This window comes from Pantoea sp. X-Soil-OKNW-713, from assembly GCF_059730685.1.
Genome location: NZ_AP035995.1, coordinates 3,749,821 through 3,771,571 on the forward strand (window position 1 = coordinate 3,749,821; position 21,751 = coordinate 3,771,571).

The window sequence follows — 21,751 nt, forward strand, 5'->3', positions numbered from 1 at the left end:
AACAACAAAGAAGGAATAACACATGAAAAACCTGCTGCTGATATGGCTGCTCACGTTCAGCGCTCTCAGCCATGCTGCTAACTCGCTGATGATCTGGCCGATTGATCCCGCCATCAATCCCAACGACAAAGCCAGTGAGCTTTGGCTGGAGAACCGTGGCGATGCGACCACCTTAATGCAGGTGCGGATTTTCGCCTGGCAGCAGGTAAATCAACGTGAACAATATCAGACCCAAACTGAGGTGGTCGCCAGCCCGCCACTGGTCCGCGTCGAGCCGGGGCAGAAACAGCTGGTGCGCTTAATCAAGCAAACCCCGCCTGCTGCCGGTCAGGAGATGGCCTATCGCGTGGTACTGGATGAAATCCCTACGCCACGGAGTCCCGGTGCCAATCAGGCTGGGCTCACTTTCCAGATGCGCTACTCGGTGCCTCTGTTTGTGTATGGCAGCGGTCTGACTGTCGAAAGTGCCAAACCCGACCTGAGCTGGCAGGTGGAGAACAGCGGGGGCAGGCGCTGGCTGCTGTTGACCAATCACGGCAACGGCCATGCGCGCCTGAGCAATGTCACCATTGGCGGGCGCAAGCTGGGTGACGGTCTGTTCGGCTACGTTCTGGCAAACAGCAGCAACCGCTGGCCGCTTAACAGCAGCGTGAGCGGAGAACTGGAGGCCGAGATGAATAAAGGCCACTGGCGTAGCGCTGCTCTGCGCTAATGCGATTTTCGCCACATCCCTGCGCGCTGGCGGTGACCAGCGCCCTGTGCTGTCTGATCCCCCTGATAAGTAGCGCGGAGACGTTCTCCGAGCTGCCGCCTCCTCCTGCCCTGCAAAATAACGCGGCGGGACAGCAATACATGCTGGAGCTGATCATCAATCAGGGAGAACAAGGCAATATCGTCCCGGTTGAACAAAAGAACGGGGATTTTTGGCTGCGGCGCGGCGATTTGGAACGCGCCGGGATCCCGGCAGACAAGTTGCAGGGCCAGCAGATCAATGTTAACCAGCTGAACAGCGTCAAAGTGGATTATGACAACCAACGTCAGCGCCTGCTGCTGACCGTTCCCCCGGCCTGGTTACCGGGCCAGGTGATTGGTCAGTCGCACAATGGCCCGCGCTATCCCGGTCGTAGCAGCACGGGAGCGCTGCTCAATTACGACTTCTACGCCACCCGCACCGATCATAGCGGCACGCGTCTCGCGACCTGGAATGAGTTGCGCTTATTTGGTGCTGCCGGACAATTCTCCAGCAACGGCGTGTGGCAGCAGCAACTGGAGGGCAGCGCTCCGCAGCAGCAGGAGGGTTATATCCGTTATGACACCTGGTGGAGTAACGAAAACGAGGAAGCGATAGTCAGCTGGCGCGCCGGGGATCTCATCACCGATTCTCTCTCCTGGAGCAACAGCGTGCGTCTCGGCGGCGTGCAGATTGGCCGTGACTTCAGCGTGCGTCCGGACCTGGTCACTTACCCGTTGCCACAGTTTTCCGGCCAGGCGGCGGTGCCATCCACCGTTGATCTGTTTATTAATGGCTATCGTTCCAGCCAGGCCAACGTTCAACCCGGCCCCTGGTCACTCACCAATGTCCCCTTTGTCAACGGTGCTGGCGATGCGGTGATCACCACCACCGACGCGGTGGGCCGTCAGGTCACCACCACGCTGCCATTTTACGTTTCCAGCAATCTGCTGAGACAAGGCTTGTCCGACTACTCATTTTCCGCCGGGGCGATGCGTGAAAATTACGGCATCAAAAACTTCGACTACGGTGCAGCCGCGGCCAGCGGTTCATATCGCTACGGTCTGACTGACTGGCTGACGCTGGAAACTCACGCCGAAGGCAGTGATGAGGTCGCGATGGGCGGTGCTGGCGGTCAGGTGAAACTCGGCAGTTGGGGAGTAATCAATGGCGCGCTGGCGCAGAGCCAGATGAGCGGTAAACCCGGCACGCAATATAGCTGGGGTTATCAGTACAACAACAGTTGGCTCAGCCTTGGCACACAACACACGCTGCGGACCGTGGATTTTGGCAATCTGGCGCTGGTGGGCAATCGCAGTGACGCGGAGGACACCTCTTATTCGCTGGCACGTCGCAGTGCGCAATACACCGCCAGCGTGTCGATGAATCAATACGGGAGCCTCGGACTGGCGTACCTCGATATCAACAGCGGCGATGGCGAACGTACACGCCTGTGGAACCTGTCGTGGAGCAAAAATCTCTGGGGTAACAGCAGCCTGTATATTTCCGCCAGCCGCGATCAACAGCAAGGGGAATGGAGCGGAGCCATCTCGCTGGTGATCCCGTTTGGCGAACAAGGCAGTGCTTCGGTCAGTATGGAACGCGACCAGCAGGGAGAAAACAACCAACGCATCTACCTGTCACGCGCCATGCCGAGCGACGGCGGTTATTCGTGGGATGCTTCCTGGGCTAATCAGGGCGGCAACAGCGGCGATTATCGCCAGGGGAGCCTGCGCTACCGCAACAACAAAGTGGATACGTCGGCGGGCTTTTATGGCGACGACGATAACATCACCCAGTGGGCAGATTTCAGCGGTGCACTGGTGCTGATGGATAACCGCCTGTTTGTCGCCAATCAGATCAACGACGCCTTTGTGCTGGTGAAAACCAACTATCCCGACGTCAACATCCGCTACGAAAACCAGTCGATGGGACGCACCGATAAAGAAGGTTATCTGCTGGTTCCGTCGATTAGCAGCTACTATGCCGCGAAATACGATATCGATACGCTGGACCTGCCTGCGGATATGACATCACCGCGCGTCGAACAGCGTTTCGCCGTGAAGCGCCAGAGCGGCTATCTGCTTAATTTCCCGGTGGAGAAACTGCGTTCTGCCAGCGTCATTCTGCATGACAGCAACGGAAAACCGCTCCCCGTCTCCAGCCAGGTGCTACGTGCCGGGCAGGCAACCGAGTATGTCGGCTGGGATGGGATTACCTGGATGGAGAACCTGGAGGCCAACAATCCTATCCAGGTCACCACGCCGGATGGTCGTAGTTGTCGCACTGAACTCACGATCGCCAATGGTCAGCCGCTGGCGCTGAAAACCTATGGTCCGCTCACCTGCGCGTTGCCACCGCCGCCACCCGGCGCTGCGCTACCCAATAGCGAAAACTCTACGACAGGCATATCGCCATGAAAAAAATGCTGCTCCTGCTGACGTTGTTACTGTTGCCAGGTCTGGTACAAGCCGCCTGTAGCCTGCCTGCATCAACGGCCAGTTTTGGCTCGGTCACCACCTTTGTGGTCAATTCGACCCTCAGTTCCACCTCAACCACCGCGAACGTGAACTGTGGCGCAGGTTCAGCCCTGACCTTATTAGGAACCAACCAAATTACCTTTCAGCTTGCCAGCGCGTCCAACGTCAATGGCACGCGTGGTACCCTGAAACGCAGCGGCGATACCGGCAGTGATAACATTCCGCTGCGCCTGTGTATGGACAGCGCCTGCGCCACTGAACTGACGGTGGGGGGATCGACCTATACCTTTTCACAAGCGGTGCTGGCGAACCTTGCCGGTCTGTTCGGCAGCCTGAACTTTGCCTTGCCGGTGTATCTGAAAACGGTGACGGGGCAGACGGTGGCGGCGGGCACCTATACGGCGACGCTCAACCTGTACGTCACCTATAACATTTGCACCAGCCTTGGCGTGGGTGGACTTTGTCTGACACCGCAGACCGGAACCGGCACCATTCCGATTACCGTGACGGTGGTGATATCGAATGATTGCACCACCATCACTGCCCCTAACGTCAGCTTTGGCAGCGCGCCACTGGTCAGCAGCTTTTCCACCGTGCAGCAGACCATTAGCGTGGTATGCAGCAAAGGCAGCACCTATACCGTGGGCCTGAGTAATGGCAGCTATGCGGCGAATGGCGTGCGGAATATGGCGAGTGGCACCAACCGGTTAAGCTATGACATCTACCAGGGAACCACCACCACCACACGCTGGGGACCCACCGGTACGGACCGCTGGAGCAGCAGTACCTCAACGACCGTCAGCGCCGATGGCCTGACACGCGGCTATACCTATACCGCGCAGATTCTGACCACGCAAAATACCCCGGCTGCGGGTAATTACACGGATAATGTGGTGGTGGATTTGTCGTTTTAGATTTTCCGTAGCGGCGCAATTTATTGCGCTGTTTTTTAGCAAAAGCAACCTCTGGCAAAAAGACGCGCGATAAATCGCGCCGCTACGACTCGAATAATCAGGCATTCACCGCCGTCGCGCTGTGGCGCGTGCGATACTGCTTCACCATCCGGCCTATCAGCAATGTGCCGATCAAACCGCACACCGCCGCGAACGACAGCCATACGCCTGGCATCGCTTTGTCACCCGTGGCGTGAATCAAATAGCTGGAGACAGCCGGGGTAAAGCCGCCAAACAGCGCGGTTGCCAGGCTATAAGCCAGCGAGAAACCGGATGCGCGTACCTCGGCTGGCATGATTTCCGCCAGATACACCACCATCGCCCCGTTGTAGCTGGCGTAGAGGAAGGATAACCAGAGTTCAGCCACCACCAGATGGGCGAAGGTCGGCGATCCGACCAGCCAGTGCAGCACCGGCCAGGCCGTGAGGATCATCAGGATGGTAAAGGTTATCAGCAACGGACGGCGACCAATCCGGTCGGACAACGAGCCCATCACCGGCAACCAGAACAGGTTGGAAAGACCGACAAACAGCGTTACCAGAAAGCTATCTTTATCGCTCATCATCAGCACGGTTTTGCCGAATGTGGGGGTAAATGCGGTGATCATATAGAACATCACCGTGGTGGTGACCACCATCAGCATACCGGCTAACACCAGCGCCCAGTTCTGTCCCACCGAGCGCATAATCTGACGCATGGTCGGATGATGTTTACGCTGACTGAAGGCTTCAGTCTCCTCCAGCATACGGCGAATCCAGAACAGAAACGGTACGATCAGACAGCCAATGACGAACGGAATACGCCAGCCCCAGTCAGTCACCGCCTCTTTTTCCAACAGGTGGTTCAGGCCCAGTCCCAGCAGCGCCGCGAAGATAACCGCCACCTGCTGGCTGCCAGATTGCCAGCTAACGTAGAAGCCTTTACGCCCTTTCGGGGCCACCTCAGCCAGATACACAGACACGCCGCCCAATTCAACACCGGCGGAAAAGCCCTGCAACAAACGACCAATAAGAATCAACACCGGTGCCGCCGCCCCGAGGGTGGCATAGCCTGGCACCACGGCAATCGTCAGCGTACCCAGCGCCATAATACCGAGGGTGACCAGCAAGCCTTTGCGGCGGCCATGATGGTCAATGTAGGCACCGAGCACAATCGCCCCTAACGGACGCATCAGGAAGCCTGCGCCAAAGGTCATCAGCGTCAGCATTAATGACGCAAACGGGTTATCACCGGGGAAAAAGGTTTTTGCAATCGCGGTCGCGTAATAACCAAACACCATGAAATCGTACATTTCAAGGAAGTTGCCGCTGGTTACGCTAAAGATAGTTTTGGCACCGCTCTGCGATGACTTTTGTAAAGAAGAAGGTGAGCTCATAGGATTTTCCAGTGTCTTCCATGCGGGGATGTCCCTTTTATCGTGACGTCCCCCTGATGAATGTGATCCAATTCACCATTGCACTTTACAAAAGCAGGGTTATACGTAACCAAACATTAACAAAGTTGATCCGCAGGATAATTGCCCGTTAATCCGCCTGATTCGTGGTTTTCCTTTTTGGTCGTCGATTACGCCCATAACAAAAAGGGCGCCCATTAGGGCGCCCTCATAACTTTCAGTGAAACTACTTCTTCACCGTTTCCATACCCATCAAGCCAATCTTCAGATATCCGGCTTCACGAAGTTGGTCCATCACCGACATCAGGGTTTCATAACTTACTGATTTGTCAGCCTGGAAGAAGATAGTGGTTTCTTTATTGCCTTCCGTCTGCGCCGTCAGCGCATTGACCAGCGTCTCTTTGGTGACCTGATCGTTGCCGATATAAACCTGGTTATCTTCTTTAATCGACAAATAAACCGGTTTTTCCGGACGCGGCTGCGGCGCACTGGTGGAAGCAGGCAGATTGACGCGAACATCCACGGTTGCCAGCGGCGCGGCCACCATAAAGATGATCAGCAGAACCAACATCACGTCGATAAACGGCGTCACGTTGATTTCATGCATTTCGCCATCGCTTTCCAGGTCGTCGTTTAAACGCATCGCCATCGCAATTACCCTACGCGCAGTTTCTGTGCGGCAGCCGGACGAGCCACTTCGTTAGTCACGTTTCCCAGGTCGAGGTCACGGCTTTGCAGCAGCAGCACCTGCGCCGCCACATCACCGAGCGACGCTTTGTAGCTGGCAATCATACGGGCAAATACGTTGTAGATGACCACGGCAGGGATAGCAGCGACCAGACCAATCGCGGTCGCCAGCAGCGCTTCCGCAATCCCAGGAGCGACCACCGCGAGGTTGGTGGTTTGCGTCTGTGCGATGCCGATAAAGCTGTTCATGATGCCCCATACCGTACCGAACAGGCCGATAAACGGAGCAACCGAACCAATGGTGGCGAGGAAACCGTTACCGCGGCCAGCATGACGGCTGAAAGCGGCAACGCGGCGTTCCAGACGGAAGCTGGTACGCTCTTTAATACCATCGGTGTCTTCGACACCGGCTGAAAGTTCCAGCTCGTTCTGTGCATCGTTAAGTAACACGGCGCTGTGGCTGTTACCCTTGAAGCTGGCGGCAGTGCTGGAGGCGTCATCTAACGAACGCGCATCACTCAGGGCGAGATGTTCGCGTTTCAGTCGGCGCTTGGCTGAACTCAACTCAGCAAACTTACCAAAGAAGATTGCCCAGGTGACCACAGAGGCCATCAACAGGCCAATCATGACCACCTTTACCACGATATCGGCATGATGATACATGCCCCAAACGGAGAGATCCGTCTGCATCAAATCACTGGCTACCACGCTGCATCTCCAACTTCAATTGCATAGTTCACGATCGAGCGCCGGATCATAACAAATTAGCGGGCCGAATTGATAGTAGTTCTCATTACTATTTACAAACGAAAAGTGCGTTTTTCCACCACAGTTTCTTTCGATTGTGAGCAGGTTTTATAAATGTGACGTACTGTATAAAATTATTAAAACATCGTTTCAAAATGTGATGCATTTCATTCAATCAACATCTGCCCACTTTTTCACCACGCGATTTTCATTATTCTGAGCCAGCCCTGCCTTTTAACGGTGCCGTTGCACTGTCCGATTTCGCTACCTGTTGCTGGAGCAAAAAATGACGCTGAAAAAAAGACTACTCGCAGTTTCGTTGTCCTCCATGATCGCCCTGCTGGCCTGTAATGCGCAGGCCAAAGTCCTTAAGGTGGCGGAAGTACAACCCGCCGGTTATCCCACCGTGGTCGCGCTGGAGCACATGGGGGAGAAACTGAAACAGGCCACCGAGGGTCGTCTGGAAATGAAGGTGTATGCCGGTGGTGTGCTCGGCGATGAAGATCAAACCTTACAACAGGTTCAACTGGGCGCGATTGATATGATCCGCGTTTCGTTGGCCCCGGTGACCACCATCGCGCCGGAAACCAGCGTGCTTACCCTGCCCTTTATCTTCCGCGATGAAGATCATATGCACAAAGTGCTGGATGGCAGCGTAGGTGAGCAGATCGTCGATAAATTCAATAAAGATCCCAACACCCGCATGGTGTTTCTCGGCTGGACCGATGCCGGGACGCGCAACATGATCACCAAGAAACCACTGAGCAAACCGGAAGATCTGCAAGGCATGAAGATCCGCGTGCAGAACAGCGCCATCTCGCTCGCCACGCTAAAAGCAATGGGCGCTAACCCGGTAGCGATGGGCGTCAGTGAAGTGTTCAGCGCCATGCAAACCGGCGTGGTGGATGGCACCGAGAATAACCCACCGACCTTTGTCGCCCATAACTACCTGCCCGTAGCGAAGTACTACACCCTCACCGGCCACTTTATTCAGCCAGAGATGATCCTGTTCTCCAAACCGGCGTGGGACCGCCTTTCTGCTGACGATCAGGCGTTACTGAAGAAGCTGGGCAAAGAAGCTCAGGATGAGGAACGTCAGTTGTGGGCCAGCTACACCCAGCAATCGATTGAGAAAATGAAGGCCGGAGGCGTCACCTTCCAACAGATCGATCGCGACTACTTTGTCAAAGCTACCCAACCGGTACGCGATCAGTTTGGCGGCAAGTATCAGGATCTGATGACACAGATCGCCGAGGTGAAATAACCCCCCACGCCGCGCGCAGGCGTGGCGTTTCACTCAGGATCCAATTATGAACGCATATTCCCGGTGGATGGATCGGTTGTACCTGCTGTGCATGTGGGTGGCGGCGGCAGCGTTGATGATCATGGTAGCGGTCATTCCCGTCGGCATCTTTGCGCGCTATGTATTGAACAGCGCGCTCTCATGGCCAGAGCCGGTTGCCATTATCTGCATGATCATTTTTACCTTTATCGGCGCGCCGGTCGGCCTGCGAGCTGGCACCCATATTTGTGTCTCTATGTTGACCGATCGCTTATCACCTGGCGGGCAAAAATGGGCGCTGCTGCTGTGTAACCTGCTGTTAATCGCCTTATGTGTGGTGCTGTTCCGCGCCAGCTACAACCTGTGTGCCGCGATGTGGATTCAGCCGCTGGCCTCACTGCCCAATGTCACCTATGGCGAGATGTATTTACCGATCCCGATTGGCACCATTTTTACCCTGCTGTTTGCCCTGGAACGTCTGCTGAATGGCGACCAGAGCCAGCGCCCAATCGTCACGCTTGGCGGCACCCACTAACCTCGGAGCATCGTGATGGACGCATTCATCCTGATTGGCAGTCTGATTCTGTTGCTGTTGGTCGGCTTTCCGGTCGCTTTCGCGGTCGGGTTTAGCGCCTTTATCGGTGCCTGGTGGATTGACCTGCCGCTGGAAGCGGTGGTGATTCAGGTGACCAACGGCATCAATAAGTTTTCGTTACTCACCATCCCGTTCTTTATTCTGGCGGGCGCGATCATGGCTGAAGGCGGGATCGCCCGACGCCTGGTGAATTTTGCCTATATCTTCGTCGGCTTTATTCGTGGCGGCTTATCGCTGGTGAATATCGTCGCCTCGACGTTTTTCGGTGCGATTTCCGGTTCTTCCGTGGCAGATACCGCCTCGATAGGCTCGGTGATGATCCCGCAAATGGAGGAGAAAGGTTATCCGCGCGATTTTGCGGCGGCGGTGACCGCCAGCGGCTCGGTGCAAGCGGTACTGACGCCACCCAGCCATAACTCGGTGATTTATTCGCTGGCAACGGGCGGCGTGGTGACCATTTCCTCGTTGTTTGTCGCCGGTATTTTGCCGGGACTGATGCTGGGTGGTTGCCTGATGGTGATGTGTCTGGGATTTGCGCGCAAACGAGGATATCCCAAAGGTGAAGCGATCCCGTTTCGCCAGGCGCTGAAGATCTTCTTTGATGCCTTCTGGGGATTGTTCACCATCGTCATTATTCTCGGCGGCATTCTGTCCGGGATTTTCACCGCCTCGGAATCTGCGGCCATTGCCTGCCTGTGGGCATTCTTCGTCACCATGTTTATCTATCGTGACTTTAAGTGGAGCCAGTTGCACATCCTGCTGTTTCGCACCATCAAAACCGTCACCATCGTGATGGTATTGATTGCCTTCGCGGCCGGTTTTGGCGCAGTGATGACCTTTATGCAACTGCCCACCGCCATTACCGAAGCCTTTACCAGCCTGTCGGACAACAAGTACGTGATCCTGATGTGTATTAACGTGCTGCTGCTGGTGATCGGTACGCTGATGGATATGGCACCGATCATCCTGATCCTGACGCCTGTGCTGCTGCCTGTCGCTACCTCACTCGGCGTGGATCCGGTGCATTTCGGCATGATCATGATGACCAATCTCGGTATCGGCCTGATCACGCCACCTGTCGGCACCGTGTTGTTCGTTGCCAGTGCTGTCAGTAAACAGAAGATTGAACAGGTGGTCGGCGCGATGCTGCCGTTCTACTGCATGCTGTTTCTGGTGTTGATGTTAATCACGTATATCCCGGCGCTGTCGCTGTGGCTGCCACATATCATGGGAGTGATGTAAAACCAGGCCCGTAGCGGTGCGATTTATCCTGCGGTTTTTTCCTGCATTGCGCACGGGAATGCGCGATAAATCGCGCCGCTACGGATCGCGCTTCATCCAATGAAGGTGACTGTCTGATATTCCGTAATCAGGGGCAACGCACAGGACCGATTCGTGTTAACGTGGTGGTTTTGTGAAATGCGGCAGGAAAGGCAGTGATGGCAACGAAAAAAATAGACACCACGCTGGTCAGCGCGGGACGCAGCAAACGTTACACTCAGGGTTCAGTCAACAGCGTGATTCAGCGTGCCTCATCGCTGGTGTTTGACACCGTCGCCGATAAAAAACGCGCCACCGCCGGGCGGGCGAAAGGCGAACTGTTTTATGGCCGTCGTGGCACCCTGACACACTTTTCCCTCCAGGATGCGATGACCGAACTGGAAGGCGGTGCAGGTTGCGTGCTCTATCCTTGTGGTGCTGCTGCGGTTGCCAACGCTATTCTTTCGTTCGTCGCCGCTGGCGATCATGTACTGATGAGTGGCGCGGTCTACGAACCGACTCAGGACTTCTGTACCAAAATCCTCAGCAAACTTCAGGTCACCACCACCTTTTTTGATCACTGCATTGGCAGCGAAATCAGCGCGTTGGTGCAACCCAATACCCGCGTGGTGTTTCTGGAATCCCCGGCATCCATCACTATGGAAGTGCAGGACATTCCGGCGATTGTCGCCGCAGTGCGCAGCAAAGCCCCTGATGCCATCATCATGCTCGATAATACCTGGGCGGCGGGTGTTTTGTTTAACGCTCTGGAGCATGGCGTCGATATTTCGATCCAGGCCGGGACCAAATACCTGATCGGTCACAGCGATGCGATGATCGGCACTGCCGTCGCTAACGCCCGCTGCTGGGATCAACTGCGTGAAAATTCCTACCTGATGGGTCAGATGGTGGACGCCGATACCGCCTATATGGCGAGCCGTGGTCTGCGCACGCTGGGTACGCGTCTGCGCCAGCATGAAGAGAGTGGTTTACAGGTGGCGGAGTGGCTGGCCGCTCGCCCGGAAGTGGCGCGCGTTAACCATCCGGCGCTGGCGCAGTGCAAGGGGCATGAATTCTGGCAGCGAGATTTTACCGGCAGTAGCGGCCTGTTTTCCTTCATCCTGCATGAGAAGCTGAGCAGCGAGCAGCTGGCGCACTATCTCGACGGTTTCCACCACTTCAGCATGGCCTACTCCTGGGGCGGTTATGAGTCACTGATCCTCGCCAATCAACCGGAAGAACTGGCTGAGATTCGCCCGGCAGGTGGCGTCGATTTTACCGGTACGCTGGTGCGGCTACATATTGGTCTGGAACACGTTGCCGACCTGATTGAGGATCTGCAAGCCGGGTTTGAGCGCCTGAAACGCTAAAATCTTCAACAAAGCCTCAACAAGCCTGATGCCGCGTGGCAGAGATCAACGTCTGCTGCTACGCAGGCCGTTAAAATAAAATCCTTGTGACTTGATGGAATAGCAGATGGGTGTTTTACATGAGATTGTCCAGGCGCTCTGGCATCAGGATTTTGCCGCGCTGGCCAATCCGGATGTGGTGTGGATTGTCTACGGTGTGATGTTTGTGACGCTGTTTCTGGAAAACGGTTTATTGCCAGCGTCTTTTCTGCCGGGCGACAGCTTGCTGCTGCTGGCTGGGGCGATGGTTGCCAAAGGTGTGATGGACTTTGTCCCGACCATGCTGATATTGACCACCGCGGCCAGCCTTGGCTGCTGGCTGAGCTATCTTCAGGGACGCTGGCTGGGCAACACCAAAATTGTCAAAAGCTGGCTGATGCACCTGCCAGCCCAATATCACCAACGCGCCTGGCAGTTGTTTAACCGCCACGGGTTGATGGCGCTGCTGGTGGGTCGCTTTCTGGCGTTTGTGCGTACCCTGCTGCCAACCATGGCAGGCATTTCCGGTTTGCAGAATGGTCGTTTTCAGTTTTTTAACTGGCTGAGCGGCTGGCTGTGGGTGTGCATTGTGGTGGCGTTCGGCTATGGCATCAGCCAGGTGCCGTTTATCAAACGCCATGAAGATCAGGTGATGGCGATTCTGATGCTGCTGCCGGTGGTTTTGTTGTTCGTCGGCCTGGCGGGCAGCATTCTGGTGATCTGGAAAAAAAGACGCCCGAAGGCGTCATAGAAGCTGCACGGCGTCGGCGGTGGACTCAAACACCGTCTGACGCACGCGGCTTGCCTCCTCTCCCGGCGTGACGCCGAAATAGCGCTTAAACTCGCGTGAAAATTGCGAAGGGCTTTCATACCCGACGCGTACCGCCGCGGCACTGGCGCGCATCCCGTCTTGTAACATCAACAGACGCGCCTGATGCAGGCGATAACGTTTCAGATACTGCAACGGTGAGGTTTGCGTTACGGCTTTAAAGTTGTGGTGGAACGCCGATACGCTCATGTTCACCTCTGCCGCCAGCGTCTCCACGCTAAGGTTTTCACTGAAATGACTTTCGATACGGCGCAACGCACGGGCGATCTGGCTAAATTGCGTCTGGCGGCTGATCAATGATAACAGCGCACCGCCACAAGGCCCGGTCAGCACGTAGTAGATAATTTCCCGCACGATTTGCGGCCCGAGCACACGCGCGTCACGCGGTTTACGCATCACATCCAGCAGACGCTCAGCGGCGCAAAGCATCTCTTCACTGAGAAAAGCGGAATGAATGCCAGAGGTTTGCGGCTGCGGCTGAAAATCCTGATCGTCGCCAATCTCCATCAACAAATCCTGTAGGCTGGCGTTATCGACCGTCAGACACATCCCCGCCAGCGGCTCTTCTGGCGTAGCTTCGGTTTCACACTCCACCGGCAGTGGCACGGTGAGCATCAGGTATTTGGTGGCGTCATAATGGAACACCGTGCTGCCGAGATAGCCGGTTTTACGCCCCTGAAACAGAATGACAATGCCGGGCTGATACATCATCGGCGTGCGCGGCAACGGCTCGTCGGCGTAGATCAATCGCACGTTATCCAGCTGACATAGCGGCTGGCTACCAGGCTTCATCAGCGCAATCACCTGACGGGCAAGCTGACGGCAAAGCGTGTCATAAGGCATGGCATAGTCTCTCGCAGCAAAAAAGGCAGTTTGCCGCACCTCGGGCGAAAGCTCCAGCTTGCTGGAGAATCAGGCAAGATTCCGGCAGAAACAGACAGCACAAAAATGCCGCAGAGTTGCCACAATGAACCCGAGGCTAAGGTTTGTTGACTAGACTTAACCTCAGTGTTTCCGGTGAGTCACTGCGACAAATAAGGAGCAACTATGGCAGACCAACCACTGATTAAACTGCACGACGGCAATATGATGCCGCAGCTCGGGCTGGGTGTCTGGCAGGCAAGTATTGATGAAGCACGTAAAGCGGTATTAAAAGCGCTGGAGGTGGGCTATCGCTCTATCGATACGGCTTCCGCCTACAAAAACGAGGAGGCGATTGGTCAGGCGTTGCAGGAAACGGACGTGCCTCGCGAACAGGTTTTCGTCACCACCAAGCTGTGGAATGATGACCAGAAAAATGCGCAGCAGGCGCTGGAAACCAGCCTGGAAAAACTCAAACTGGATCAGGTGGATCTTTACCTGATGCATTGGCCCTGTCCGTTTAAAGATCTGTACCTGAGTGCCTGGGAACAGATGATTAAGTTGCAGCAACAGGGGCTGACCAAAAGTATTGGGGTGTGTAATTTCAACGAAGCGCATCTGAAACGTCTGATGGATGAGACCGGGGTTTCCCCGGTGGTAAACCAGATAGAACTGCACCCGATGTTGCAGCAGCGCACCCTGCACGCGTGGAATGCCCTGCACCAAATCCAGACTGAGTCCTGGAGTCCGCTGGCGCAAGGCGGCCAGGGGGTGTTTGATCAGGAAGTGATCAAAAGCCTTGCGAAGAAATATGGCAAAACTCCGGCGCAAATCGTTATTCGCTGGCATCTGGACAGCGGGTTAGTGGTGATTCCGAAGTCTGTGACGCCGGCGCGTATTGAGGAGAACTTTAAGGTGTTTGATTTCCGGTTGGAGAAACCGGAGATCAGTGAGATCACCACGCTGGATATTGGTAAGCGGTTGGGACCGGATCCGGAGAAATTTGGCGGTTAGGTGCGTGCTATTGCCCTCACCCCGGCCCTCTCCCGCAAGCGGGAGAGGGAGGAAGTACCCGTGCACCTCTCAATCCCCTCTCCCGCTTGCGGGAGAGGGTTAGGGTGAGGGTGAGGGAAAGAGATTACGCCGATGGGTTAACCAATAACTGCCCCGCTGTACCGCGATCCGCCAGCTCCAGCGTTTGGCTGTAATAAACAAACGGGAAGTGATCCGACGAACTCTGCGTAAAGCTCACCAGCAATTCGACATCACCATCAACCCACACCGTATCCTTCCAGCCGCGATCTTCACCCATCGGCTGCGCGCCATTGACGCTTTTAATCAGGAACATCACGCCCTGAATATGCAGTGACTGCGGGCGGTCGGCATGCAGGATCCAGCGTTCAAAGCTGCCCTGCTGCGCGGTGGTATCAATACGCCCCATATTCCACAGCGCACCATTGATGCCCGGCATGCCATCGCCAATGCGGAATTCACGGGTACGTACCGCCGCACCATCCAGAATCTGATCCGCCAGCAGACGCATCGGCAGATTATCCGTCACCAAAGGCAGCAAACCGGTCGGCCGCAGCGTCAACACCAGGGTGTTGGCAAGAATCGATGAAGGTTCAAACAGCCCGCGCAAGCGATCCATCAGACCCGCCGCAGTGCCTGCGGTGATCGACACGACATCGCCCTGCGACATATCCACCAGCACTTCACGTCGTTCACCCGGAGCCAGCGACAGACGCTGCACCGCGACCGGCGCAGGCAAAAAGCCCTGATCGCTGGCGATCACCGTAAACGGACGATTATCGGAGAAAGCCAGATCGTAACGGCGTGAGTTAGACGCGTTCAACAGGCGCAAACGCACCCAACCGCGTGAAACCTCCACATAGGGATTTTGCACGCCATTGACCAGTAAGGTGTCGCCGAGAAAGCCGCCATCCTGCGGCGGGTCGTACACCGGGGTGGCAAAGTTGTCGAGACGCTTGTCCTGAATCACCAGCGGGAAATCATCCACACCGTAATGCTTTGGCAGCGGCAGCGTCTTGCTGATGTCATCTTCAATCAGCCACATTCCCGCCAGCCCGTTGTAGACATGCGGGGCCATACGGTTGGGGGTGTTGGCGTGGTACCACAGGGTCGCTGCTCCCTGACGAATTGGCAGCACAGGTGCCCAGTCAACACCCGCCGACATCATACGCGGCGCGCCGCCCATCAGGGCTCCTGGCACCTGAAGACCGCTCACCGTCATCGCCACCGGCTCGTTGAGACGATTGCTGTAAATCAGTTTTACGTCGTCGCCGCTGTACACACGTACCGTCGGGCCAAGATACATGCCATTGATGCCCCAAACCGGCACTTTGTTGCTGTCGCCATTGAATGACCAGTGGCTACGCTGGAGCGTGAGAAAGAGTGGCTGACCGCGGCGTGATTCAATCAACGGCGGGACCGGAAGAGGTGTATCACCAGCGGGTGCGGAAGCGGCACGCGCGGTGTATGGCATAGCGCTGGTAGCAAGCGCAACACCGGCAGAAAGCTGAATAAACTGACGTCTGCTGCAAGACATAAAACTTCAGACCCTTTGAGCGTGGCGTGAGGACGCCGTCCATTTTTTCTAATTGCTATTGCTGTGCTGTCCCCCAAGCGGGGAGATGGCACGGGGCAGATTGCCTGCCCCGTGGGAACGGTCAGATTTTACCGTTTTTTTCACGCTCGGCGACTTCGGCGTTCAATTCTTCCAGCTTTGCCGACATTAATTCGCGGCAGTGGGTCGCCAGCTTACGTACTGAACTGTCGGCAAACGCGGCAGTGTCCACCGGGGGTAACATCTCAACAATCACCAGACCGTTGTTCCAGCGATTGAGTTTGATTTTGTCATGGGTGTTGGACACCACCACCGGGATGATGGGCACCCCTGCTGCCATCGCGGCATGAAACGCACCTGTTTTAAACGGCAGCAGGCCACGCCCGCGGCTGCGCGTCCCTTCCGGGAACATCCAGAACGAAATGCGTTTCTTTTTAAACTGATCGATCAATTCACCAATGGTGCCATGTGCCTTGGCTCGATTATCACGGTCAATCAACAGGTTGCCCGCCAGCCAGTACAACTGACCAAAAAACGGGATCCACAACAGGCTTTTTTTGCCAACGGTCACCGTGGTGGGCTGCACAATTTTGGCTGCCGTGATCATGTCGAAGTTGTTCTGGTGGTTTGCGATATAAATGGCGTTGCCATAGCTCGCGGCATCGGCCGGTTTACGCAGTTCCACTTTGACACCAAACACCGATGATAAGCGACCAAACATGTGGCCAAAAGTGGCCACATGGCGCGGGTTACGCGGTGAAAACAGGCACCAAATACAACCAAACACACAGACCAGAATCGAATAGATGATTACAAAAATAGCCCGTAAAATTAGTAACATAGCTTCCTCAATAATGGCATACCCTTGCCTGCTTTATTATTTTGCAGGGTTATTCTTCACTCGCTTCGCTGTGGCGCGTTGGGGCATCCAGCTCAACACGGTCGATACGTTGCAAACCGCGTGGTAACAACGTACCACGACGACCACGATCGGCGCGGAACTTCTGCAACTCTTCGCTGCGCAGCACCAGCTTGCGCTTGCCTACATGTAAGGTAATCGCGCTGCCGGTCGGCAGAATCAGCAACCACACCAGCTTGTCACTACCCGCTGCGGCTTCTGCGGATGGGATAGAGATGATTTTGTTGCCCTTGCCTTTCGACATTTGTGGCAGCTCGCCCACCGGGAACATCAGCATGCGGCCGGCCTGAGTGATCGCCAGCAGCATGTCATCTTCGTGATTCACCGCCATCGGCGTCATCACTTTGGCGTTTTCCGGCAGCGTCAGCAGCGCTTTACCCGAACGGTTGCGCGACACCAGATCGGCAAAGGTACAGATAAAGCCATAACCCGCATCCGAAGCCATCAGCAGTTTCTGCTCATCCGGCTCCATCAGCACCTGCTCCATCACCGCACCCGGTGGCGGCGTCAGTTTGCCGGTTAACGGCTCGCCCTGACCACGCGCCGACGGCAGCGATGTCGGATCAAGGGTATAACTGCGGCCGGTGGAATCGATAAACGCCACCGGTTGATTGCTCTTACCTCGCGCGGCAGCCAGATAACTGTCCCCCGCTTTGTAGCTCAGACCGGCAGGGTCGATATCGTGGCCCTTGGCGCTACGTACCCACCCCATCTGCGACAGCACAATGGTGACCGGCTCGGCGCTCACCAGCTCAGTTTCGCTCAGCGCTTTGGCTTCTTCACGCTCACGCAGCGGTGAACGACGATCGTCGCCGTAGGTCTGGCTGTCAGCCTGCAACTCTTTCTTCAGCAGGTTGCTCATCTTGCGCTCAGAGGCGAGGATCGCCTGCAACTGATCGCGCTCTTTTTCCAGCTCTGCCTGCTCACCGCGAATCTTCATCTCTTCGAGTTTAGCGAGGTGGCGCAGTTTTAATTCCAGAATCGCTTCGGCCTGCGTCTCGCTGATATCAAAGCGCGACATCAGCACCGCTTTCGGCTCGTCCTCGGTACGGATGATGTGGATCACTTCATCAATATTGAGGAACGCCACCAACAAACCTTCAAGGATATGCAGGCGACGCAACACGCGTTCCAGGCGGTAGTTCAGACGACGGGTGACGGTATCACGACGATACACCAGCCATTCCGAGATAATTTCCAGCAGGTTTTTCACCGCCGGACGGTTATCCAGCCCGATCATGTTCAGGTTAACGCGGTAGCTTTTTTCCAGATCGGTGGTGGCAAACAGGTGGTTCATCACCTGATCCAGATCGACACGGTTAGAGCGTGGCACAATCACCAGACGGGTCGGGTTCTCGTGATCGGACTCGTCACGCAGATCCTCCACCATTGGCAGCTTTTTATTGCGCATCTGTGCAGCAATCTGCTCCAGCACGCGCGCCCCCGAAACCTGATGCGGCAGCGCGGTGATGACCACTTCACCCTCTTCTTTTTTCCACACCGCGCGCTGGCGGATGGAACCGCGACCGTTCTGGTAAATCTTACGAATCTCATCACGCGGGGTGATGATCTCGGCTTCGGTCGGGAAATCCGGTCCGTGCACGATATCCAGCAGTTCATCCAGCGTGGTGTTTGGCTTCTCGATCAAGGTGATCGCGGCCTGCGCCACTTCGCGAATGTTATGCGGCGGGATATCGGTCGCCATACCTACGGCGATGCCGGTGGTGCCGTTCAGCAGGATGTTCGGCAGACGCGCCGGTAACATCTTCGGTTCCTGCAAGGTGCCGTCAAAGTTGGGGATAAAATCCGACGTGCCCTGGCCCAGCTCACTCAGCAGGATTTCGGCATATTTGGACAGGCGCGATTCGGTATAACGCATCGCGGCGAACGATTTCGGATCATCCGGCGCACCCCAGTTGCCCTGACCGTCCACCAGCGGATAGCGGTAAGAGAACGGCTGTGCCATCAGCACCATCGCTTCATAACAGGCGCTGTCACCGTGCGGATGGTATTTACCCAACACGTCACCCACGGTACGTGCTGATTTCTTAAATTTGGCGCTGGCGTTCAGACCCAGCTCAGACATCGCGTACACAATACGGCGCTGTACCGGCTTGAGGCCGTCACCGATATAGGGCAGCGCACGGTCCATGATCACGTACATGGAATAGTTCAGGTACGCGTTCTCTGTAAATTTGTGCAGGGCAAGACGCTCTGCACCATCCTGCGTCAATTCACTCATTAAGCTTGCATCCTCACTTCGTGGCCCACGGCGGCGGGACATCCGGCGGTCGTTTGGCGAGGATAGTACCTTATTCCCGTGGCTTAGTCACAGGGGAAGCCATCTCTGACATCAGGAATCATGGTTGGAAAATAAATGTGAGGCAGATTAAAAAAACAAAATAGAATGCGATCAGGATCACAATGAATAATTCCAACGCGCTGTGATCACGATCTCAATTAATTTTCAGATAATCCAATTCGTATTAATCCTGTCCTCTTCGGAGGACAACATTTAGTATTGTTGCTTTCCCCGTCCTTTTCTAAATTCATACTCCATAAGAAAGATTTTTTGCGCTCCTGATTTCTGGCATCTGGAAAATATAAAAAACAACCTGACGGGAAACTGTTTTGCCAAAATAAAGGTGAACGAATGCAAATACTGACTTCGCGACAACACCGATTAGTGAAACTGCTGTTGCAGCAGGCCGCGCCGCAACCCCTGAAGCAACTGGCGCAACAGCTCGGCGTATCCGAAAAAACCATCTACCGTGACCTGCAATGGCTGGAAAACTGGCTGAACAACTGGGCGATGGTGTTGGAGAAAACCCCTGGCCGCGGCGTACGCTTGCGGGTTGATGATGTTCAGCAGCGCCTGCAACTGGAACAACAACTGAATGGCGATGACAACAGCGAAGCGCTGAGCCACAACAGCCGTCGGGTAAAAATTGCCTCCCAGTTGCTGAGTGATGCACCACGCGAAACCTCAATCAGTAAGTTGTCCGAACGTTATTTTATCAGCCATGCCTCCATTGTTAATGACCTGAAGGTGATTGAAGAGTGGCTGCAACCGTTGGGATTGACGCTGGCGCGCGGCCCAGGCGGCACCCATATCGAGGGCAACGAACAGACGCTGCGTCAGGCGATGGTGTCGCTGATTAATGATGTGATGCAGCAAAACGTCGCCGGGACGCCCTTGCTGCCACGGCTTGATCCCGGCAGCCAGCAGGCACTGGTCCATTATTTTGGCGATGAGGATGTGGCCTTTGTCCAGGCGCTGCTGCAACAGATGGAGCAGCAACTGAGTTACCCGCTGGGCGATGCCTGGTATCTCAATCTGTGCACCCACATTTTGATCATGATGCACCGTATGGCGCAGGGGAACGTACTGGCGTTGCAGACCATGCTGGCGGCGCAGGATCTCGATAAGCGTATCCTGACCATCGCCCGACAGATGGTTACGCAGATTGAGGCACGTATCGGTTGTGCGCTACCCGCCGATGAAGTCGGTTTTATTTATCAATATATCGTCTCATCCGGCATTGTGGTGGAGGAACGTGGCGACCATGCGCCAATGCATAACCAATTTTCCACGGCGGAGTCGGTTAAAATAACCTGTGAATTAATTGATCGCTTCTCGGCCTTTATTCAGCAGGATTTATCTCAGGACCGTTTATTATTTGACGGGTTACTGGTGCATATTAAGCCTTTATTAAATCGCCTTAAATATCACATCCATATTCGTAATCCATTGCTGGATGATATTCAGCAGGAAATGAAAGAAATATTTTCACTGACACAACAGGCCATGCAACTGACCGCGCGCACGTTCGATCTCTCGCCAGTCGCCGATGACGAAATTGGTTACCTTTGCGTCCATTTTCAGGCCGCGCTGGAACGGCAAATTGCCCATAAACGCATTCTGGTGGTGTGCTCCAGCGGAGTGGGTACGTCGCATTTGCTGAAAAGTCGCATCCTGCGCGCCTTCCCGGACTGGGAAATCGCAGGCGTGGTATCAGCCAGCAACCACGCGGCATTTTGTCAGCGCGAAATGGTGGATTTGGTGATTACCACGATTCACCTCAACAGCGGTGCCATCCCCAGCGTGTATGTCAGTGCATTTTTTAACGATGACGATATCCGGCGGGTTACCGACGCCATGATTGGCAGCCAGCTGCCACAGGGGACGCGCTGCGTCCTGGCTGAACATTAATTGAATGAGGTCTGACTGATGGATATTTCTCGCATTCTGACGCCGCGCCGCGTCAATCTGGCCCTGACTGCCACCAGCAAAGAAGAAGTGATCAACGAGCTGACCGAGCTGCTGTATCAGGACGGCGCCATCAGCGATCGCGAAGCGTTTATCGCCGATGTCTGGCTGCGCGAAACGGAAGGCTCGACCGGATTTGAAAACCATATCGCCATCCCGCACGGCAAGTCTGCCGCCGTGCGGCAAACCACCTTAGCCATTGGCCGCACCCAGCAGGATATTCCCTGGGAAACGCTCGATGGCAGCCAGGTGCGCTGCATCATCCTGTTCGCGGTGCGACTGGAAGATCAGAACACCACCCACATTCGCCTGTTGTCGCAGGTGGCCAGCGCGCTGGCCGATGATGAGGTGATTGCCCAACTGCTGGCGGAAAACGACCCCAGCAATATCATCCGGCTGTTTAGTCAGTACGCCGAAACCGACCTCTGTTAACCCAACTCCTCTGAGGTGACACATGAATATTGTCTGTGTAGCGGCCTGCACGGCAGGCATCGCGCATACCTATATCGCGCGCGAAAAACTGATTAAGGGCGCCCATGCACTGGGCCACACCATCCACGTCGAAACTCAGGGCACCATCGGCACCGAGACGGAACTGACGCGTGAAGCGATCGCCGCAGCCGATGTGGTGATCCTCGCCGTTGACGTCAAGATCAAAGGCGAAGAGCGCTTTCAGGGCAAACCTATCGTGAGGGTCAAAACCGAAGTGGTGATCAAGTCACCGGTGAAATTCCTCGAAAAAGTGGCGGATTCGCTGGCGCGTGCCTGAG

At 55.5% G+C, this 21,751-nt stretch carries 19 protein-coding genes; 12 read left to right on the forward strand and 7 right to left on the reverse strand.

Annotation, left to right across the window (positions count from 1 at the left end):
- The first annotated feature begins 22 nt into the window (after nucleotides 1-22).
- From AC6I8R_RS17455 to AC6I8R_RS17465, 3 genes are read left to right on the forward strand one after another with little or no spacing between them, the layout of a single operon-like run.
- Nucleotides 23-712, forward strand: coding sequence for a fimbrial biogenesis chaperone (locus AC6I8R_RS17455; protein ID WP_497832630.1), 690 nt, complete (start codon nucleotides 23-25; stop codon nucleotides 710-712).
- Complete coding sequence (locus tag AC6I8R_RS17460; protein ID WP_497832631.1) at nucleotides 712-3,150, forward strand: fimbria/pilus outer membrane usher protein; 2,439 nt, start codon at nucleotides 712-714, stop codon at nucleotides 3,148-3,150. Before AC6I8R_RS17455 ends, AC6I8R_RS17460 begins: the two co-directional genes overlap by 1 nt.
- On the forward strand, nucleotides 3,147-4,124 hold the full coding sequence (locus AC6I8R_RS17465) for a Csu type fimbrial protein (protein ID WP_497832632.1): 978 nt from the start codon (nucleotides 3,147-3,149) through the stop codon (nucleotides 4,122-4,124). Before AC6I8R_RS17460 ends, AC6I8R_RS17465 begins: the two co-directional genes overlap by 4 nt.
- Before the next feature lie 97 nt (nucleotides 4,125-4,221).
- On the opposite strand, the gene AC6I8R_RS17470 is transcribed toward AC6I8R_RS17465, so the two are convergent.
- The 3 genes from AC6I8R_RS17470 to exbB all read right to left on the reverse strand — a co-directional run bounded on the left by AC6I8R_RS17470 (nucleotide 4,222) and on the right by exbB (nucleotide 6,933).
- Entirely contained in the window at nucleotides 4,222-5,538 is a 1,317-nt protein-coding gene (locus AC6I8R_RS17470; RefSeq protein WP_497832633.1) for an MFS transporter, read from the reverse strand.
- A 244-nt stretch (nucleotides 5,539-5,782) separates the two neighbouring features.
- Nucleotides 5,783-6,205, reverse strand: a complete 423-nt coding sequence (gene exbD / locus AC6I8R_RS17475; RefSeq protein WP_021183429.1) for a TonB system transport protein ExbD — start codon at nucleotides 6,203-6,205, stop codon at nucleotides 5,783-5,785.
- 5 nt (nucleotides 6,206-6,210) lie between these two features.
- Complete coding sequence (exbB, locus tag AC6I8R_RS17480; RefSeq protein ID WP_208725544.1) at nucleotides 6,211-6,933, reverse strand: tol-pal system-associated acyl-CoA thioesterase; 723 nt, start codon at nucleotides 6,931-6,933, stop codon at nucleotides 6,211-6,213.
- A 343-nt stretch (nucleotides 6,934-7,276) separates the two neighbouring features.
- On the opposite strand from exbB, the gene AC6I8R_RS17485 reads away from it, so the two are divergent.
- From AC6I8R_RS17485 to AC6I8R_RS17505, 5 genes are all read left to right on the forward strand, one after another.
- Entirely contained in the window at nucleotides 7,277-8,254 is a 978-nt protein-coding gene (locus AC6I8R_RS17485; RefSeq protein WP_021183431.1) for a TRAP transporter substrate-binding protein, read from the forward strand.
- 46 nt (nucleotides 8,255-8,300) lie between these two features.
- Complete coding sequence (locus AC6I8R_RS17490) at nucleotides 8,301-8,807, forward strand: TRAP transporter small permease (protein ID WP_497832634.1); 507 nt, start codon at nucleotides 8,301-8,303, stop codon at nucleotides 8,805-8,807.
- A 15-nt stretch (nucleotides 8,808-8,822) separates the two neighbouring features.
- Nucleotides 8,823-10,109 (forward strand): TRAP transporter large permease, encoded by a 1,287-nt coding sequence (locus AC6I8R_RS17495; protein ID WP_415173185.1) that lies wholly within the window; start codon nucleotides 8,823-8,825, stop codon nucleotides 10,107-10,109.
- Between the two features lie 197 nt (nucleotides 10,110-10,306).
- Nucleotides 10,307-11,497, forward strand: coding sequence for a cystathionine beta-lyase (gene metC / locus AC6I8R_RS17500; protein ID WP_208723597.1), 1,191 nt, complete (start codon nucleotides 10,307-10,309; stop codon nucleotides 11,495-11,497).
- A 106-nt stretch (nucleotides 11,498-11,603) separates the two neighbouring features.
- Nucleotides 11,604-12,266, forward strand: a complete 663-nt coding sequence (locus AC6I8R_RS17505; protein WP_013510509.1) for a DedA family protein — start codon at nucleotides 11,604-11,606, stop codon at nucleotides 12,264-12,266.
- On the opposite strand, the gene AC6I8R_RS17510 is transcribed toward AC6I8R_RS17505, so the two are convergent.
- Entirely contained in the window at nucleotides 12,261-13,187 is a 927-nt protein-coding gene (locus AC6I8R_RS17510; protein ID WP_497832635.1) for an AraC family transcriptional regulator, read from the reverse strand. The two genes, AC6I8R_RS17505 and AC6I8R_RS17510, sit on opposite strands and share 6 nt — an antisense overlap.
- Before the next feature lie 204 nt (nucleotides 13,188-13,391).
- Between AC6I8R_RS17510 and dkgA the strand changes: the two genes are divergently transcribed.
- Nucleotides 13,392-14,219 carry a 2,5-didehydrogluconate reductase DkgA gene (dkgA, locus tag AC6I8R_RS17515; protein ID WP_021183437.1) on the forward strand — a complete coding sequence of 276 codons (828 nt, stop codon included), beginning with the start codon at nucleotides 13,392-13,394 and terminating at the stop codon, nucleotides 14,217-14,219.
- 124 nt (nucleotides 14,220-14,343) lie between these two features.
- On the opposite strand, the gene ftsP is transcribed toward dkgA, so the two are convergent.
- The 3 genes from ftsP to parC form a co-directional block, all read right to left on the reverse strand.
- Nucleotides 14,344-15,774, reverse strand: coding sequence for a cell division protein FtsP (gene ftsP / locus AC6I8R_RS17520; RefSeq protein ID WP_497832636.1), 1,431 nt, complete (start codon nucleotides 15,772-15,774; stop codon nucleotides 14,344-14,346).
- Between the two features lie 121 nt (nucleotides 15,775-15,895).
- Nucleotides 15,896-16,633: a 1-acylglycerol-3-phosphate O-acyltransferase gene (locus tag AC6I8R_RS17525; RefSeq protein ID WP_021183439.1), complete on the reverse strand. Its 738-nt coding sequence runs from the start codon at nucleotides 16,631-16,633 to the stop codon at nucleotides 15,896-15,898.
- 49 nt (nucleotides 16,634-16,682) lie between these two features.
- Nucleotides 16,683-18,953, reverse strand: coding sequence for a DNA topoisomerase IV subunit A (gene parC / locus AC6I8R_RS17530; protein ID WP_021183440.1), 2,271 nt, complete (start codon nucleotides 18,951-18,953; stop codon nucleotides 16,683-16,685).
- Nucleotides 18,954-19,364: 411 nt separating this feature from the next.
- On the opposite strand from parC, the gene AC6I8R_RS17535 reads away from it, so the two are divergent.
- Genes AC6I8R_RS17535 through AC6I8R_RS17545 form a run of 3 tightly spaced genes read left to right on the forward strand, consistent with a single transcriptional unit; the run spans nucleotide 19,365 to nucleotide 21,750 of the window.
- The gene (locus AC6I8R_RS17535) at nucleotides 19,365-20,924 is read left to right on the forward strand and encodes a BglG family transcription antiterminator (RefSeq protein WP_415173181.1); all 1,560 of its coding nucleotides are present in this window, start codon (nucleotides 19,365-19,367) and stop codon (nucleotides 20,922-20,924) included.
- A gap of 18 nt (nucleotides 20,925-20,942) precedes the next feature.
- Nucleotides 20,943-21,413: a PTS sugar transporter subunit IIA gene (locus AC6I8R_RS17540; RefSeq protein ID WP_497832637.1), complete on the forward strand. Its 471-nt coding sequence runs from the start codon at nucleotides 20,943-20,945 to the stop codon at nucleotides 21,411-21,413.
- A 22-nt stretch (nucleotides 21,414-21,435) separates the two neighbouring features.
- On the forward strand, nucleotides 21,436-21,750 hold the full coding sequence (locus AC6I8R_RS17545; protein WP_013510517.1) for a PTS fructose transporter subunit IIB: 315 nt from the start codon (nucleotides 21,436-21,438) through the stop codon (nucleotides 21,748-21,750).
- Nucleotide 21,751: the final 1 nt, after the last annotated feature.